The 15871-nt window shown below is 58.2% G+C and carries 14 protein-coding genes; 8 read left to right on the top strand and 6 right to left on the bottom strand.

Annotated features, from left to right (window positions below):
* Window positions 1–22 precede the first annotated feature (22 nt).
* Window positions 23–934 carry a 3-dehydrocarnitine:acetyl-CoA trimethylamine transferase BcoG gene (locus SADFL11_RS17095; protein ID WP_040451218.1) on the top strand — a complete coding sequence of 304 codons (912 nt, stop codon included), beginning with the start codon at window positions 23–25 and terminating at the stop codon, window positions 932–934.
* Window positions 931–2349: a carnitine 3-dehydrogenase gene (locus SADFL11_RS17100; protein ID WP_008195767.1), complete on the top strand. Its 1419-nt coding sequence runs from the start codon at window positions 931–933 to the stop codon at window positions 2347–2349. The genes SADFL11_RS17095 and SADFL11_RS17100 overlap by 4 nt, the downstream gene beginning before the upstream one ends.
* Before the next feature lie 118 nt (window positions 2350–2467).
* Here SADFL11_RS17100 and SADFL11_RS17105 read toward each other — a convergent pair whose 3' ends face one another.
* The 6 genes from SADFL11_RS17105 to SADFL11_RS17130 all read right to left on the bottom strand — a co-directional run bounded on the left by SADFL11_RS17105 (window position 2468) and on the right by SADFL11_RS17130 (window position 8268).
* Entirely contained in the window at window positions 2468–3775 is a 1308-nt protein-coding gene (locus SADFL11_RS17105) for a TRAP transporter large permease (RefSeq protein WP_008196534.1), read from the bottom strand.
* Window positions 3775–4281 (bottom strand): TRAP transporter small permease, encoded by a 507-nt coding sequence (locus tag SADFL11_RS17110; protein ID WP_040452689.1) that lies wholly within the window; start codon window positions 4279–4281, stop codon window positions 3775–3777. Before SADFL11_RS17110 ends, SADFL11_RS17105 begins: the two co-directional genes overlap by 1 nt.
* A 63-nt stretch (window positions 4282–4344) precedes the next feature.
* The gene (dctP, locus tag SADFL11_RS17115) at window positions 4345–5358 is read right to left on the bottom strand and encodes a TRAP transporter substrate-binding protein DctP (protein ID WP_008192745.1); all 1014 of its coding nucleotides are present in this window, start codon (window positions 5356–5358) and stop codon (window positions 4345–4347) included.
* Window positions 5359–5423: 65 nt separating this feature from the next.
* A complete protein-coding gene (leuD, locus tag SADFL11_RS17120; protein ID WP_008196970.1) occupies window positions 5424–6062 on the bottom strand; it encodes a 3-isopropylmalate dehydratase small subunit in 639 nt (212 codons plus the stop codon).
* The gene (gene leuC / locus SADFL11_RS17125; RefSeq protein WP_008194113.1) at window positions 6062–7468 is read right to left on the bottom strand and encodes a 3-isopropylmalate dehydratase large subunit; all 1407 of its coding nucleotides are present in this window, start codon (window positions 7466–7468) and stop codon (window positions 6062–6064) included. The genes leuD and leuC overlap by 1 nt, the downstream gene beginning before the upstream one ends.
* Window positions 7465–8268, bottom strand: a complete 804-nt coding sequence (locus SADFL11_RS17130) for a GntR family transcriptional regulator (RefSeq protein WP_008189726.1) — start codon at window positions 8266–8268, stop codon at window positions 7465–7467. Before SADFL11_RS17130 ends, leuC begins: the two co-directional genes overlap by 4 nt.
* 145 nt (window positions 8269–8413) lie before the next feature.
* Here SADFL11_RS17130 and SADFL11_RS17135 point away from each other — a divergent pair, with 145 nt between their 5' ends.
* From SADFL11_RS17135 to SADFL11_RS17160, 6 genes are read left to right on the top strand one after another with little or no spacing between them, the layout of a single operon-like run.
* Window positions 8414–8980, top strand: coding sequence for a nuclear transport factor 2 family protein (locus SADFL11_RS17135; RefSeq protein ID WP_008192279.1), 567 nt, complete (start codon window positions 8414–8416; stop codon window positions 8978–8980).
* Window positions 8977–10668 carry a hydantoinase B/oxoprolinase family protein gene (locus tag SADFL11_RS17140; protein WP_040451216.1) on the top strand — a complete coding sequence of 564 codons (1692 nt, stop codon included), beginning with the start codon at window positions 8977–8979 and terminating at the stop codon, window positions 10666–10668. Before SADFL11_RS17135 ends, SADFL11_RS17140 begins: the two co-directional genes overlap by 4 nt.
* Window positions 10668–12731 carry a hydantoinase/oxoprolinase family protein gene (locus SADFL11_RS17145; RefSeq protein ID WP_008196850.1) on the top strand — a complete coding sequence of 688 codons (2064 nt, stop codon included), beginning with the start codon at window positions 10668–10670 and terminating at the stop codon, window positions 12729–12731. The genes SADFL11_RS17140 and SADFL11_RS17145 overlap by 1 nt, the downstream gene beginning before the upstream one ends.
* Window positions 12728–13363 carry a cysteine hydrolase family protein gene (locus SADFL11_RS17150; protein WP_008195559.1) on the top strand — a complete coding sequence of 212 codons (636 nt, stop codon included), beginning with the start codon at window positions 12728–12730 and terminating at the stop codon, window positions 13361–13363. Before SADFL11_RS17145 ends, SADFL11_RS17150 begins: the two co-directional genes overlap by 4 nt.
* The gene (locus tag SADFL11_RS17155; RefSeq protein ID WP_008196838.1) at window positions 13360–14226 is read left to right on the top strand and encodes an isocitrate lyase/PEP mutase family protein; all 867 of its coding nucleotides are present in this window, start codon (window positions 13360–13362) and stop codon (window positions 14224–14226) included. Before SADFL11_RS17150 ends, SADFL11_RS17155 begins: the two co-directional genes overlap by 4 nt.
* On the top strand, window positions 14207–15586 hold the full coding sequence (locus tag SADFL11_RS17160; protein ID WP_008191902.1) for an FAD-dependent oxidoreductase: 1380 nt from the start codon (window positions 14207–14209) through the stop codon (window positions 15584–15586). The genes SADFL11_RS17155 and SADFL11_RS17160 overlap by 20 nt, the downstream gene beginning before the upstream one ends.
* Window positions 15587–15871 lie beyond the last annotated feature (285 nt).

Consider the following 15871-nt stretch of genomic DNA (forward strand, 5'->3'; position numbering starts at 1 on the left):
CGCTGATCCGGAGGAAAAATTCATGCCACTTCAAATGAACCGGGACGTTTTCATCACCTGCGCTGTCACCGGATCGGGCTCCACGCAGGACAAGTCTCCCCATGTTCCACGCAGCCCGAAGGAAATCGCGGACAGTGCGATCGACGCGGCCAGGGCGGGTGCTGCAGTCGTTCATTGCCATGTCCGCGATCCGGAGACCGGTGTCCCGTCCCGCCGTCTGGACCTCTACCGTGAAGTCACGGACCGCATTCGCTCGGCCGACGTTGACGTGGTCCTCAATCTGACCGCCGGAATGGGCGGCGATATAGTTTTTGGCTCTACAGAAGCCCCCTTGCCCGTCAATGCAGCCGGAACGGACATGATTGGTGCAACAGAACGTATGGCACACATCGCCGAGTGCCTTCCGGAAATCTGCACCCTTGACTGCGGCACCATGAATTTTGCTGAAGCCGATTATGTCATGACCAACACTCCGGGCATGCTCCGGGCCATGGGCGGCATGATGACGGAGCTTGGCGTTAAGCCGGAGATCGAAGCCTTTGACACCGGGCATCTCTGGTTTGCCAAACAGCTGGTTGAAGAAGGCACATTGACATACCCGGCCCTCGTTCAGCTGTGCATGGGCGTTCCCTGGGGCGCGCCGAACGATCTCAACACCTTCATGGCCATGGTGAATGCGGTCCCGCAAGACTGGACCTGGTCGGCCTTCAGCCTTGGCCGCGATCAAATGCCGTATGTCGCAGCTTCCGTTCTGGCAGGTGGCAATGTCCGGGTTGGCCTGGAAGACAATCTCTTCCTGGAAAAGGGCGTGCTGGCCACCAATGCCCAGCTTGTCGAAAAAGCGGCCGGCGTCATTGAAGGCATGGGAGCCCGTATTGCCGGACCAGTCGCCGTTCGACAAACACTGGGTCTGACCAGGAGGGCTCCAAAATGAAGGCGGCAATCATTGGCGGCGGCGTCATCGGCGGCGGTTGGGCCGCGAGATTTCTCCTGAACGGCTGGGATGTTGCCGTTTTTGATCCAGACCCGGAAGCGGAACGCAAGATCGGCGAAGTGATCGCCAATGCGCGCCGCAGCCTGCCCGCGCTTTATGATACGGCGCTGCCCGCCGAAGGGAACTTGAGCTTCCACTCAGAGATGGCTGATGCTGTTCAGAACGCAAACTGGATACAGGAAAGCATTCCAGAGCGGCTGGACCTGAAACACAGGATCCTCGGAGACCTGAGTGAACTGGCGCCGGAGACCGCGGTCATTGGCTCGTCAACTTCGGGGTTCAAGCCATCGGAGCTGAACGAGAAAGGCGCGCGCGCTATCGTCGCACACCCTTTCAACCCAGTTTACCTCCTGCCGCTCATTGAGCTGGTTGGAGATGCCGGGGCTTGCGAGAACGCAGCGCCCGTTCTCCGCTCAATCGGCATGTTCCCCCTGATGGTCCGCAAGGAAATCGACGCCCACATTGCGGACCGGTTTCTGGAAGCGGTCTGGCGCGAAGCCCTATGGCTGGTCAAGGACGGTATTGCCACAACAGAAGAAATCGATGAAGCCATCCGGATGGGTTTTGGCATCCGATGGGCGCAGATGGGCCTTTTCGAGACCTACCGGATTGCCGGCGGTGAAGCCGGTATGAAGCATTTCATGGCGCAGTTCGGTCCGGCCTTGAAGTGGCCCTGGACAAAACTGATGGACGTCCCGGAGTTTACCGATGAGCTGGTTGACCTGATAGCGGGGCAATCTGATGCGCAATCCGGCCATATGTCGATCCGCGAGCTGGAGCGTCTGCGGGACGACAATCTCGTTGGCATGATGCGGGCGCTTAAAAAAACCGGCAGTGGCGCCGGCGGCGTCATCCAGCGCCATGAGGCAGACTTGCCGAAACCTGAAGCGCCGGATTTGCCAATTACGGGCGACCGGAAAATCCCTGTCAGCTGGACCGACTACAACGGCCATATGAACGAGACCCACTATCTCGAGGCCGGGTCACTCGCAACGGACCGGTTCATGGAGCTGATCGGCGCAGATGCGAATTATATCGCGTCAGGCAAAAGCTATTTTACCATCGAAACCCATGTCCGTTATCTCAGCGAATTACACGCCGGTAACCGGCTGACCATCCGCACCCAGGTGCTTAAAGGTGAAGGCAAGAAGCTGCACCTCTTCCACTTCCTTTACGGACCCGACGACACACTCGCAGCAACTGTTGAAACACTGCTGTTGCACGTGGACCTAACGACCCGGGCAAGTTCTCTGCCGGATCAAGCGGTTGCAGAGAAGTTGGGGGCCTATCATCAGGCCCATGCGGCTCTCGAACAGCCTGAGGGAGCGGGACGATCCGTCGGCCAAAAGGCCTGAATTAAACCGTACCTACATCGAATGATAAAAAATAAACCCGCCTATTTGGGCGGGTTTATTTGTTGCTCTAGCCTGTGCCGGAATTCACTCCCGGCTGGGTTGCCGTCCCTAATTGCCACTACAAACCTGGCAGCCACAGGGCCAAGCCCGGAAACAAGACCAACAAGGCGACGACCAGCAGCGAGCAGCCGATAAACGGGAAAGCCGAGGTATAGATGTCTCGCATGGTGGTGCCGGGGGGCGCGACCCCCTTCATTACGAACAACAACAGCCCAAAGGGCGGTGTTGTGAAGCTGATTTCCAGCGACAAGAGCATGATCAGGCCAAACCAGATCGGATCGAAGCCCAGCGTCAATGCGAGTGGGAAGAAAATCGGAACGGTCAACAGCATGATCGAAATCTGCTCCATGAACATGCCAAGGATCAAAAGAACTGCAAACATCACGAGCAGCATCGCGATCGGTGCCAGTTCAAACGATGTTGCCCAGTTGACCAGACCGCGGGAAGCTCCGGAAAAAGCGAGCAACTGACTGAAGGTGGCCGACCCGAACACGATCAGATAGGCCATCAGGGTGACCCGAAGCGCACCGGTAATCGATTTGCGCATGGCCTCCCATGTGAGGCAGCGGAAGACGGCGGCAAGGATGAGCACGCCCAGCGCGCCGAAGGCGGCTGCTTCTGATGGCGTAATGAAACCATTGATCATCAGTGTAATGATAATGACCATCACGCCCACCATCGGAACCACCTCCCGCACCAAGAGCGAGAGTTTGGCACCGAGGGACATCGGCTCAACGTCATAGGCCGGCGCAGCGGATGGATCGATTTTCGTCTGAAGCCAGATGGTGGCGATGTAAAACCCAGCCAGGATGAGCCCCGGAATGACCCCTGCAATCAGCAAGGCACCAACATCGATCTGCGCAAGCGTTGCTAGAAGAACGGCAAGAGCAGACGGCGGGATGATAATGGCCAGACCGCCCGTCCCAAGGATCGGGCCGATGCTCATGTGGGTCTTATAGCCGCGCCGGTTCATCTCAGGGACCATGAGCGAGCCGAGAAGCGCGGTCGACCCCATGGACGAGCCGGAGAGGGTTGAGAACGCTGTCCCCCCCATTACGGTGACATAGCTGAGGCGCCCGGGAAGCCGGCCAAGCAGCTTGTCGATGGCCGTGAACATGCGGTTGCCGAGTCCCGTGTGAAAGAAGATTTCCCCCATCAACAAGAACAGTGGAATGGGGACCAGGGCGAACTTGGTCATGGACCCAAGGCCATTGTTGAGCAACTGGCCAATGCCGCGCTCCCCGCCCATGAAAATCCAGGCTCCCACGATGTTCGCCGCAAGAAACGCCAAGGCGACCGGCATCCCGATTGCCATGAGGGCCACGATTACACCCAGCAAAAGGGCAAGCGCCTCATACCATTCCATTATTCGTGTATCCCTGCTTCGCCGGTATGGAGCGTGTCCGGCCCGGCGACAAAACGCGAAAACTCGATTGCCATCAGCCCGAAGCTGACGGGAAAGGAAATCGTGAGAAGCCAGCGCGGGTAATAATAGGCGCGCGTGTCATAATCACCGCGCTCAATGTTTTTCAAAAGCAATTCAACGCCTTGCCAGGCCAGAATGAGGCAGACAAGGACACAGGCAAGCGCCACGCTCCGGCTTACAACGTTCCGGACGGCAGGAGGCAAGATCGACGTAATGAGCTCGATATGCACATGCCCTTTCTCGCGCACCAGCCACGGCGCGCCCAGCATGGTCATGTAGAGAAGTCCGTATTCGGCCGACGTAAACAGCCAGGCAAACGGCTGCATACCCATATTTCGCATGAGCACAGAGCCGACCACCGATACCATAAGCCACACAAGCGTTGCCCCGGCTGCAATCGCCATTGTATCGATCAAGGCGTTATATGCTTTCTTGAGTGCTGTCATGAAGACCGCCTGCTCCAGCAAAAAAGAGGGCCCGCGATCCCCGCGAGCCCGTGTTTCAAGTGCTTATTTTGCAGCGTCGAAATCGTAGAACAATTCGATCAAGCGATCGTAATTGTCGGTGCCGCCCGGCTGTTCTGCCATCAGGCCCTTCATCCGCTCCCACGTCTTTTCGCGTGCTGCTGCGAGGTAATTGGCTTTGGCTTCACCTTCCAATGAGACAGAGATCATGCCTGCAGCATCAAGCGCGGCGAAATCCTCATCCCGCTTCTTGCGCAGAGCCTCGACACTGTCCTTCTCATGCTGAATGGCGACATCTTGCAGGATTTTCTTGGATTCATCAGACAGGGAATCCCACTTCTCCAGATTCACGATCACACCAAGGTCGGTGGAGAAGAAGCAGGGCTCGATCCGGTAGTTCAGGAACTCGTTCCATTTCAGATCGATCAAACCGATTTGGGTCCAGCCGGTTGCATCGACAACGCCGCGCTGCAGAGCGGCATAGACTTCACCGGTCGGCAAATCGATGACCTGCGCGCCGAGATAGTTGGAGAAAAACGCGTTGTAGACGTTGTTGCCGCGCAGTTTCAGGCCTTCCACTTCCAGATTGCCATCGGCATCGAAGGTCGGCTCGTCGCGGGTCCAAAGATTGTAGCAGACACCACTGTCAAACCAGCCGAGATATTTCAGACCCATTTTTTCCTGATGGATCTGATCAATCAGTTCCGTACCACCGTTCTGGCGTGTTTCAACAGCGGTCAGGTTCGAGCCGACCATCGCGTCTTTTTCCGGCAGGGCGCCACCATAGAAGGAGCCCGGTGTGTAAACCATGTCAACGATGCCATCCCGCACGGCATCCGGCTGCTGGAACATGCCAATGGCTTCCGGGCCACCGCGCACATCAATCTGGACCACGCCCTTGCCAGCTTCGTTGACCTTGTCGACGAAGGACAGGAAGCTTTTTGTGTAGATCAGCGTTTCCGGGAATGCATGAACCGCGGAAATCCTGTCTTCCGCATGCGCGGTCGCTGTGAACAGTGATGCACTGGCAACCAAGCCAGCTACGAGGATGTTTTTCATAGTCTCACTCCACTTTGCGGGACGTCCCTCAGTTGGTCCCTATGTTTTCAAGGCTGGCCCCTCAGCTATTGGCTCCCATTCATTTGAGAGTTCTGGTCTTCCGCGTTGGGCCAAACCCAGGAAGAAGTTGTTCTGCGATCTTGCTTGTGTTTCTCGATCGCACGTTCGTGTTGCAGTGTCAGGTCGATGTCGTCCCACCCGTTGATCAGCTTTGTTCGCCAGCTGTTGTCGAGTGAGAATGGGACTTCGGATCCACCGACGATGATGTGTCCGTGCTCCAGATGAATGTGTGCCGGACCGCAGCCTTCGTTGAGCTCGCCCGTCAGGCGCTCAAGATCGGCCTCCGAGATAAGTGCTGGCAACAGACCGTTATTGACCGCATTGCTCGCAAAGATGTCGCCGAAGCTCGGTGCCACCACGGCCCTAAAACCTGCATCCACCAACGCGTAGACCGCTGCTTCACGCGAAGAACCGCTGCCGAAATTCCGGCCTGCGATCAAGATGCTGGCCTGCGGAAACTGATTAAGCGGGAAGTCCGGACACTCCAATCCGTCGTCCAGACGCCTCAGATCATGAAGGAGGAACTGTCCATAACCCTCTGACCTTGGCGTCGACATGAACCGGGCCGGAATCAACTGATCCGTATCGATATTGTGAACCGGCAAAGCGACTGCTTGCCCCTGATGTTCAGTCCAACCAGCCATCAGAGTTCCCTCCCTTTCAAGAGAGGGCGTACATCGGTGATGGTGCCGGTCACAGCGGCAGCTGCGACCATCGCCGGTGACATGAGGTGCGTGCGAGCACCCGGACCCTGGCGCCCGCGAAAGTTCCGGTTGGTCGAAGACGCGCAACGCTTGCCCGGCGCAACGATGTCGCCGTTCATGCCAACACACATCGAACAGCCGGACGCAGACCACTCCAAACCGGCTTTCCGGAAAATCTGGTCCAGACCTTCTTGTTCTGCCTGGTGGCGGACAAGTGCTGACCCGGGAGAGACCAGTCCCGGTACCTTCACCGCCCGGCCTGCAAGCACGGCGGCAGCGGCCCGAAGGTCTTCGATCCGCCCGTTGGTACATGAACCGAGAAACACCTGATCGACCGGCGTGCCTTCGATCGGGCACCCGGCAGCCAGCCCCATATAGTCCAGCGCGTCGCGCGCAGCCTTTTGCTTTTCCTCTGACAGCCTGGACGGATCAGGAAGCGTTGCGCTGACCGGCAATGCTTGCTCAGGGCTCGTGCCCCAAGTGACGGTCGGTGCGATCTCTTCTGCCGCCAGACTTACATCTTTGGCAAAGACGGCATCTTCGTTAGAGCGCAGTTTCTGCCACTTTTCCTGAGCTTTCTCAAAAGCTGCGCCGTTTGGCGCGAAGGGCCGCCCTTTGATATAAGCAAAGGTGGTGTCATCGGGCGCGACCATGCCAAAGCGGCCACCGCCTTCGATCGAAAGGTTGCAGAGCGTCATCCGCCCTTCCATCGACAGGTCCCGGATGGCGCTTCCGGCATATTCGATCGCGTGTCCCCGGGCGCCGTCGGACCCAAGTTTTGCAATCCAGTTAAGCGCGATATCCTTGGCGCTGATGCCCTCGGCCAGCTTCCCGTCAACGACGATACGCATGGCCGCCGGTTTTTTCTGCCATACGGTTTGTGTCGCAAGAACATGAGCGACTTCCGTCGCACCGATGCCAAAAGCGAGCGCACCAAACGCACCGTGGGTCGATGTGTGGCTGTCGCCACAATTGACCAGCAGACCCGGCAAGGTCAGCCCCTGCTCCGGGCCCACGACATGCACGATGCCCTGCGCCGGATCCATCAGATCGAACAGGCGCAAACTGTGCTGCGTTGCATTCGAGCGCAGCGTTTCGATCATGCGGCGGATTTTAGGATCTGCGATATGTTCTCGGTGGCGCGTCGGCGCATAGTGGTCAACAACGGCAAAGGTCAATTCGGGTTCAGCGACGGCCGCACCACGTTCGGCCAGTTTGGCGAACGCATGATGGGACCCTTCATGCACAAGGTGCCGGTCCACCCACAAAAGCGATGTCCCGTCTTCACGGGTCAGCACTTCGTGCGACGACCAAAGCTTGTCGAGAAGGGTCGTGGCCGCTGTCATGCGCCCTCCTCGTGCGTCTTTCCAATCGCTGGCTCCCAATGGCGGGCGTTCCCGTCCCCGACCCGGGTTAGCGGCATCTCAAGGCGGAACATGTCCGGGCGGTAGAGGCCCGCCAGATACTCAACCCCATTGCCATCAACGTCCTTGACCACGCGGCGCAAGGACAACAGCGCAGAGCCGACCGCGACATCAAGAGCGTCGGCAACTTCCGGCCCGGCAAGGGTTGCGGAAACCGACTGATGAGCATCCTTGATCTGGACACCGCCACGTTCCAGCAATTTGAAGAGCGGGGTCGTTGCCAGGTCATTTTCTGAATAGTTGCGAGCGATTTCAGCCGGGACATAGGTTGTCAGGTGTGAAAACGGTGTTTGGTTCGTGCTCCGGACACGGGTTGCGATCTGAACTTGTTCATCGCTCGGCAGCCCGAGAGCGGATGCCACGAAATCCGGCGCAGCATCGTATGAAAAGGATAGAAGGCGCGCCGTGGTGCTTTGACCCATTTCAACAAGTTGCGGCATCAGGGTCGCAAGGTTCATAGCAACCGGTTTGTCCAGCTGACCCGCTGTCGAGACCGTTGTCCCGCTTCCTGCACGCCGGATGATGAGGCCCGAGGCGGCCAAAGCATCAAGCGCCCGGCGTACTGTCACACGCGAGACACCAAAGACCTCAGAGAGTTTCTGTTCGCCCGGGAGGGTTTGCCCGTCCTGAAACCTGCCATCGGAAATCTGATCACGGAGAGACAGGTAGACCTGCCGCGCCTTGGCGCCTTCCGGCAACACCGATTTTGCATGCTTGTTCATGTGTGCAAGCCTCCGTGGGTAAGGCTCAATGGTATCGCTGGATACTCAAATATCAAGTTGCCGGTCCGATATTTTTTTCATTTTTTGTATTAGATATTTTTTCAAGCTGTATTATGTGTAATACAAATTGCTGTAGGGAGGCAGTATGCCGATTGTCGAATTGCACGTATTGCAAGGCTACGAGTCGCAAGAAAAGCTGCGGCTTCATGAAGCTCTGACCGATGCGGTGCGCCTCGTCGTACCGGCTCCACCCGAAGCAATTACCGTCCTGATCCATGAATTAAAGGGCGAGGACTATTCCCGCGGAGGCATTCACCGGCAGGGCGCTTCAGCATTGCCGGATGCCGGCGACCTTGTTCGGACCTATCTGAGCGCCATGGAGGCAAGGGACCTGGAGCGCGCGCAATCGATGCTCAGCGCAGACTTCGTCATGGAGTTCCCGGGCACCGGTCCTCTCCGGACGCTTGACGAGCTGATCGCTTGGGCAAAACCACGCTACCGTTTCGTGAAAAAAACCTATGACGGCTTCGATGTCATGCAAAGCCGCAAAGCAGCGACAGTTGTTTATTGCCGCGGCAACCTCTCCGGCGAATGGCCGGATGGAGACAGCTTCGAAGGCATTCGTTTCATCGATCGGTTCGAAGTCGTCGCGGGCAAAATCACCCGCCAGGACGTTTGGAACGACATTGCAGAAGTAAAGGCCAACGCATGAGCGATATCGATCCGATAACACTGTCGGTTCTAGCCGGCCGCATGGAACAGATTGCGGACGAAATGGACGCAACGCTCTTCCGCGCAGCGTTCAATCCCATCATTGCTGAAGCGCATGATGCCAGCCACGGCCTTTATCACGCCGGGACCGGCGACACGCTGGTCCAGGGAAAATCCGGTCTTCCGATTTTTGTCGGTGTGATGTCCTTTGCGGTCAAGGCGGTGATTGAAAAAGCCGCTGCCGATGGCGATTTGAACGACGGCGACATCTTCATCTTCAATGATGCGCATATCGGCGGCACCCACCTGTCGGACATGCGGCTGGTCCGTCCCTATTTCCGCGATGGGAGACTGTTCTGTTACCTCGCCTCTGTCGGCCACTGGCACGATGTTGGCGGGGCCGTTCCAGGCAACTACAATCCTGCAGCAACGGAAGTTTTCCAGGAAGCGTTTGTCCTCCCCCCGGTCCGTTTGGCTCGTGCCGGTGTGGTCAATCAGGACATCATCGACATTCTCCTGCGCAATACCCGCCTGCCGCAATCCGCCATGGGCGATCTCAATGGCCAGCTGGGCGCGCTCGATCTTGGCATCAAACGCATGGACGAATTGCTCGACGAATACGGCGCCGCGACCGTGAGCGGCGCTCTTGACGCTCTTGGTCACCGCGCAGAAGCGCTGATGCGCTCTGAATTGACTGATCTGCCGGATGGGCGCTGGGAAGCGGAAGACTTTCTCGACAATGACGGCATCACCGATGAGCCGCTGGCAATCCGCGTCGCGCTGGAAATCAAGGGCGATGAACTGACCCTGGATTTCGCCGGTTCCTCGCCGCAATGCGACGGCCCGGTCAACATCGCGCTGCCGACCACCGTCGCCACTGCCTATGTTGCGATCAAACACATCTTCCCGGCCTTGCCCGCAAACGCCGGCGTGATGCGCCCAATCACGGTCAATGTGCCGGAGGGGTCGTTGTTGTCGGCTGAATTTCCGGCCCCAACCGGTGGCTATACCGAGACAATTCTGCGGATGATCGATGTGATCTTTTCCGCCTTTGCGAAGGCCGCACCGGATAGGGTCGTTGCGAACGCCTACGGCACGATCAACGCCCTGTCGATTGCAGGTAAGAAAAGCGACGGTAAGCCCTGGGTCATGTTCAGCTTTTATGGCGGCGGCCATGGCGGTTCATTGGAAAGCGACGGCCTGAACCACGGCAACGCTCCGATTTCAACGGCGACCATTCCGCCAATGGAAATTCTGGAAGCTGCCTATCCGGTCATGTTCCGCCAATGGGCGCTGCGGCCAGACAGCGCCGGTGCCGGTGCTCATCGAGGCGGTATGGGGGCCATCTACGAGATCGAAGTCCTTGAAGAGAATGGCGCCGAGGCCTTCCTCTTCGGAGAACGCGGCCGGTTTGCGCCAAAAGGCATTGCGGACGGACACGACGGAGAACTCAATCAATTTACCTATGAACAGGATGATGGTTGGAAGACACCACCGCTCGCCTCGAAAATGCGCGGCATCAAGTTGCGCCAGGGCCAGGCTGTCCGCCTGGAAACACCGGGCGGCGGCGGATACGGCAAGGCGGAAAATCGTGAGGCGGGCGACATCGCCCGTGACGTGGCACGCGGTCTCGTCAGCTCAGATGCGGCCGACAAGAATTACGGTACGGCTTGGCGGGAGGTGTCCTAATGAGCGGACAGATGATTGGCGTTGATGTCGGCGGAACGTTCACGGACGTCTTTGTTCTCAATGAAGCCGATGGAACGGCCGCCGTTGCGAAGGTCCCAACGACCCGTCCGGATCAATCCGGTGGTTTCCTTGATGGCATCAGCAAGCAGGTCGATGACCTGTCAACGATTTCTGTGGTTGTTCATGGCACCACGGCCGGGACCAATGCGCTTCTTGAACGCAAAGGCGCACCGACCGGAGTGATCTGCACGGAAGGTCTGAGAGACGTTCTGGAGATGCGCCGCCGGGACCGGCCACGCACCTGGGGGCTGCGGGGAGACTTTGAACCTGTTGTCGACCGGCGCAATCGTCTTGAAGTGCCCGAGCGAACCCTGGCAGATGGAACCATTCGTACCCCAGTAGATCTTGATGCGGTCCGCGCTGCCGCACAGCAGCTCCAGACGCAAGGTTGCGAGGCCGTCGCGATCCTGTTCGCTAACTCCTATGCAAACCCGGACAATGAAAAGGCGGCTGTTGCTGCTGTCAGGGAGATCTGGCCGAATGCCCATGTGTCCGCGTCCTCGGAAATCCTCCCTGAAATCCGCGAATTTGAGAGGTTCTCGACAACGGCGCTGAACGCTTACCTTCAGCCGGAAGTGTCCGGATATCTTGGCCGCCTGGAACAAGCGCTCAAGACCGGCGGGTTCGACGGCGAGTTCATGATCGTCCAGTCAAACGGCGGGGTTATGGCGGTCGATACGGCCTGCAGACTGCCGGTACGAACAGCGCTCTCAGGTCCTGCGGCCGGCGTGATTGCTGCGGGCTATATCGCCTCGTCTGCTGGTTTCAACAATGTCATCACCGGGGACATGGGCGGCACCAGTTTTGATGTGTCCCTGATTTCGGACGGTCAATCGATGCTGTCTCCGCAGACATCAATCGACTTCGGGATGGTTGTGCGCACGCCGATGATCGAGATCACCACGATCGGCGCGGGCGGCGGATCCATTGCCTGGGTCGATAAGGGCGGTCTTTTGAACATCGGCCCGGAAAGCGCCGGCTCCAATCCCGGCCCCGTTGCCTATGGTCTTGGAAATGACCGACCGACCGTCACGGATGCAAACGTTGTTCTTGGCCGCATTGATCCGGAGAGCCCCATCGGAGGAAAGCTGGACCGGCTGGACGTCGAAGCGGCCGCCAATGCGATCGATATTCATGTCGGAAAGCCGCTTGGCCTCGACACGTTACAGGCGGCAGAGGCCATCATGCGGGTTGCCAATTCCCGTATGGCTGGGGCCATCCGGCTTGTCAGCATCGAGCGCGGCTTTGACCCGAAGAACTTTGCCTTCATGCCTTTTGGCGGTGGCGGCGCGCTGCATACCGGAGCGATGCTTGCTGAAGTCGGAATCGCCAAGGCCATCGTGCCTCGCTACCCCGGCGTCACCTCGGCCATGGGTTGCGTGATCGCGGACATGCGCCAGGATTTCGTTCAGACCATCAATTCACTGGTTGATGCCCTCGACGAAAATGCGCTGGCGGACCACATGCAAACCCATGTCGACAGCGGTATGGCTCTTCTGGATGCTGCACGCACGACGTTCGAAGCCCGGGACATCAGTTTTGAGCTGGACATGGCTTATATCGGTCAGACGCACACGGTCTCCGTACCGATTGCAGTGACCGTGCGTGACGGCCAGGTAACAGCTTCGAGCAAGGCAGATATCGAAGCCGCCTTTGATGCAGCTTACAAATCCGCCTTTGGCCGGCTCCTGAACAACGGTGTCCGGCGGATCTTGAACTTGCGCACCGCCGTCACCGGGAAACGTCCGAAATTCGATCTTAAAACACTTGCCCCTTCAGCTGGTGGAACTGCGGAACCAAAATCGAGCCGCAAGGTGCATTTCGGGGATTCCTGGTACGAGACTGCAGTATACGACCGCCTTTCCCTGCTCGCAGGTACGGTGATCAATGGGCCGGCGATCCTGGTCCAGCCGGATACAACCGTTTTGGTTGAGCCCAATCTGCAGGCGCGTGTGGACGCTTTTGGCAACACTATTCTTGAACCTCTGGAGAGCACGTCATGATCGATCTGAAAACGTGGGATCCAAAGCGTACGGCGATCCTGACCATTGATCTGCAGAACGACTTTCTGCACCAAGAGGGTGCGTATGGCCGCGCCGGACAATCGGCTGACAGCATCGCGGCGTTGCCACAACGCATTGCGCCCTTGGTGAAGGCCTTGCGGGCACGCGGAGGCCACTACATTTCGGCGCAGTTCACACTTGTCCCGAATGCGTCGGGCGAACCCTTGATTTCCCCGCACCTGCAAGTGCTACGACCCTTCCTCGGCAAAGGTGATTTTGCACCGGGCTGCTTCGGCCATACGTTGGTCGATGAGCTCTTTCCAGCTGATTTCGTCATTGAAAAAGTGGCCTATTCCGCCTTTTACCAGACACGACTGGAATACATCATGCGCGCCGTTGGCATCGACAAGCTGATCGTTGGCGGAATCGTCACCAACGGCGGTGTCGCATCCACACTGCGGGACGCTCATCTTCGCGATATCGAGACCGTGCTTTTGACGGACGGGTCTGCCGCCTTCAAGAACAACGTGCACGAGGCAACCTTGCTGTCTCTGGCGACCGTCACCCATCAGATGGCGTGTGCCGACCTGTTGGACACCATCACAACAGATTGGCCGGAGGTGACGGCATGAGCCTCAAGAAACGCCTGCAGCAGAACGAGATTGTCATCGCCCCCGGTGTTTATGACGGCCTCACGGCTTCGCTTGCCGAAGCCGCCGGGTTTGAAGCCCTTTATTTGAGCGGTGCCGCGGTCGCCTACACCCGTTTGGGCCGCCCGGACATCGGCCTCTCGTCCTTCACCGAGATGGCCGACACGATGGCACTGATTGCCGACCGGACTGATCTGCCGGTTATTATCGATGCAGACACCGGGTTTGGAAACGCGCTCAATGGCCAAAGAACCATGCGCCTTTATGAGCGCGCCGGGGCAACAGCGCTCCAGGTCGAAGACCAGACCTATCCAAAGCGCTGCGGACATCTTGCCGACAAATCCCTGATACCGGCCGCAGAGATGGCCGGAAAGGTTCGGGCCATGGCGGACGCACGTGCATCAGAGGAAACCCTGATCATTGCCCGAACGGACGCCATTGCGGTGGAAGGATTTCAAGCTGCCATCGACCGGGCCGGGGCCTATCTGGAGGCCGGCGCAGACATTCTCTTCATCGAAGCGCCCCAATCACGTGAGCAATTGACTGAAGTCGCAACCCAATTCGCAGGCCGGGTGCCACTTCTGGCAAACATGGTGGAGGGCGGCGCAACGCCCATTTCCGGCGCCTCTGATCTGGAAGCCCAGGGCTATTCCATCGTGATTTTCCCAGGCGGCATCGTCCGCGCCTTGGCCAAGACCGCACAAGAGTATTACGCCAGCTTACATGCCAATGGCAGCAACCGGCCCTTCAAAGACCGGATGTTCGACTTCGACGGTCTGAATGGCGTTATCGGAACCGCGGATATGCTGGCAAAGGGTTCAAGCTATGACCCAAGTGACCGTTGAGGTTTCATCGGCGCCAGCCGAGTTTGATCTGGACTGTGAAACCATGATCATTGGAGCCGGAGCAGCCGGTCTCGTTGCAGCACTTTCCGCTCAAGAAGACGGCCAATCGGTGCTCGTGATCGAGGCGGATCCAATCCCGCGCGGCTCCACGGCGCTCTCCGCAGGTCTCATACCGGCAGCTGGAACCAACATTCAAAAGGCAGCGGGTGTTGAGGACAGCGCAGACCTCTTTGCCCAGGACATTCAATCCAAGGCAAAGCAGGAAAATGATCCGGCGCTGGTAGATCTCCTGACCCAACAGTCTGGCCCGGCCATAGACTGGCTGAGTGAAACTCACGGCCTGCCGTTTTCGGTCATAACCAACTTCGATTACCCCGGTCATTCCAGGCACAGAATGCATGGCCTCCCCACCCGGTCCGGCATTGAACTCATCGACAGCCTGCGCTCAACCTGCGAGACCCGAGGCATCGACATCATCTGTGAACGGCGCGCAGTGCAGCTTCATACGGATCAAGGTCGGATTTCCGGTGTGACCGTTCAGCGCCCCGATGGCGGACTGGAGACCATCGGATGTGAAAAGTTGATCCTGGCCTGCAACGGTTTCGGCGGAAACCGCGATCTTGTCAGCCAGTTCATGCCGGACATAGCCGACGGCCTTTGGTTTGGTCACGACGGCAATCGCGGGGAAGCCATCGTCTGGGGAAAAGACATCGGCGCGGATATGGCGCATCTTGGCGCCTACCAGGGCCACGGCAACGTTGCGCATCCGCACGGGATCCTGATCACATGGGCGGTGATCACAAGCGGCGGCGTCCAGGTGAACCGAGAAGCAGAGCGCTTTTGGAATGAATCTCAAGGTTACTCGGAAGCCGCCCGTGCGGTGCTCGCCCAACCAGGCGGCGAAGCCTATACAATCTTTGACGGCCAGATTGCGGAGATCGCCCGCCAGTTTGAGGACTTCAAAAACGCTGAAGCCGTGAGCGCGATCAAGGTCAGTGAGACGCTTGAAGGCCTTGCAGACCAGCTCGGCCTAGCAGCGGAAAACCTGACCGCCACAATCTCAAGCCTGCCATTGAATGAAACAGACGGATTTGGCCGGAGGTTTGGCGACACACAGCTAGCCCCGCCCTATTTCGGTGTCCGGGTAACGGGCGCCCTGTTTCACACACAGGGCGGGTTGCGGACCGACGAACACGCGCGTGTTCTGAAGACAGACGGAGCACCTATACTCAACCTCCATGCATGCGGCGGCGCAGCGTGCGGCGTTTCAGGCCGCGGTGACAGTGGTTATCTGTCCGGCAACGGTCTCTTGAGTGCCGTTGTCCTCGGCCGGATCGCAGGTCAGGCCCCGTCGGCTTAAGGCCGGGTTTCGCAATTCAGATACGGGTTGTCCAAGTTGCACTGGCGGAGACCACGATGCGCTCCATATAGCTTTTGTAGTCACGCTTCGGCTGATCCGACAAAGGGCGCACGAACACTGAATCCGGGAAGTACTGAAAATAGCATTGTGACAAACCGACGAAGCTTGGAGGCACAGAGACAAACATGCTCGGCTTGACCGGACCGGAAATTGGTCATTTGCTGTTGTCGCTGGTTTTTGTTCTCATCGCCTTTGTAGCTTGGCGAAGCGTCAGCAAGGACAAAT

This window comes from Roseibium alexandrii DFL-11 (assembly GCF_000158095.2).
Taxonomy (GTDB): domain Bacteria; phylum Pseudomonadota; class Alphaproteobacteria; order Rhizobiales; family Stappiaceae; genus Roseibium; species Roseibium alexandrii.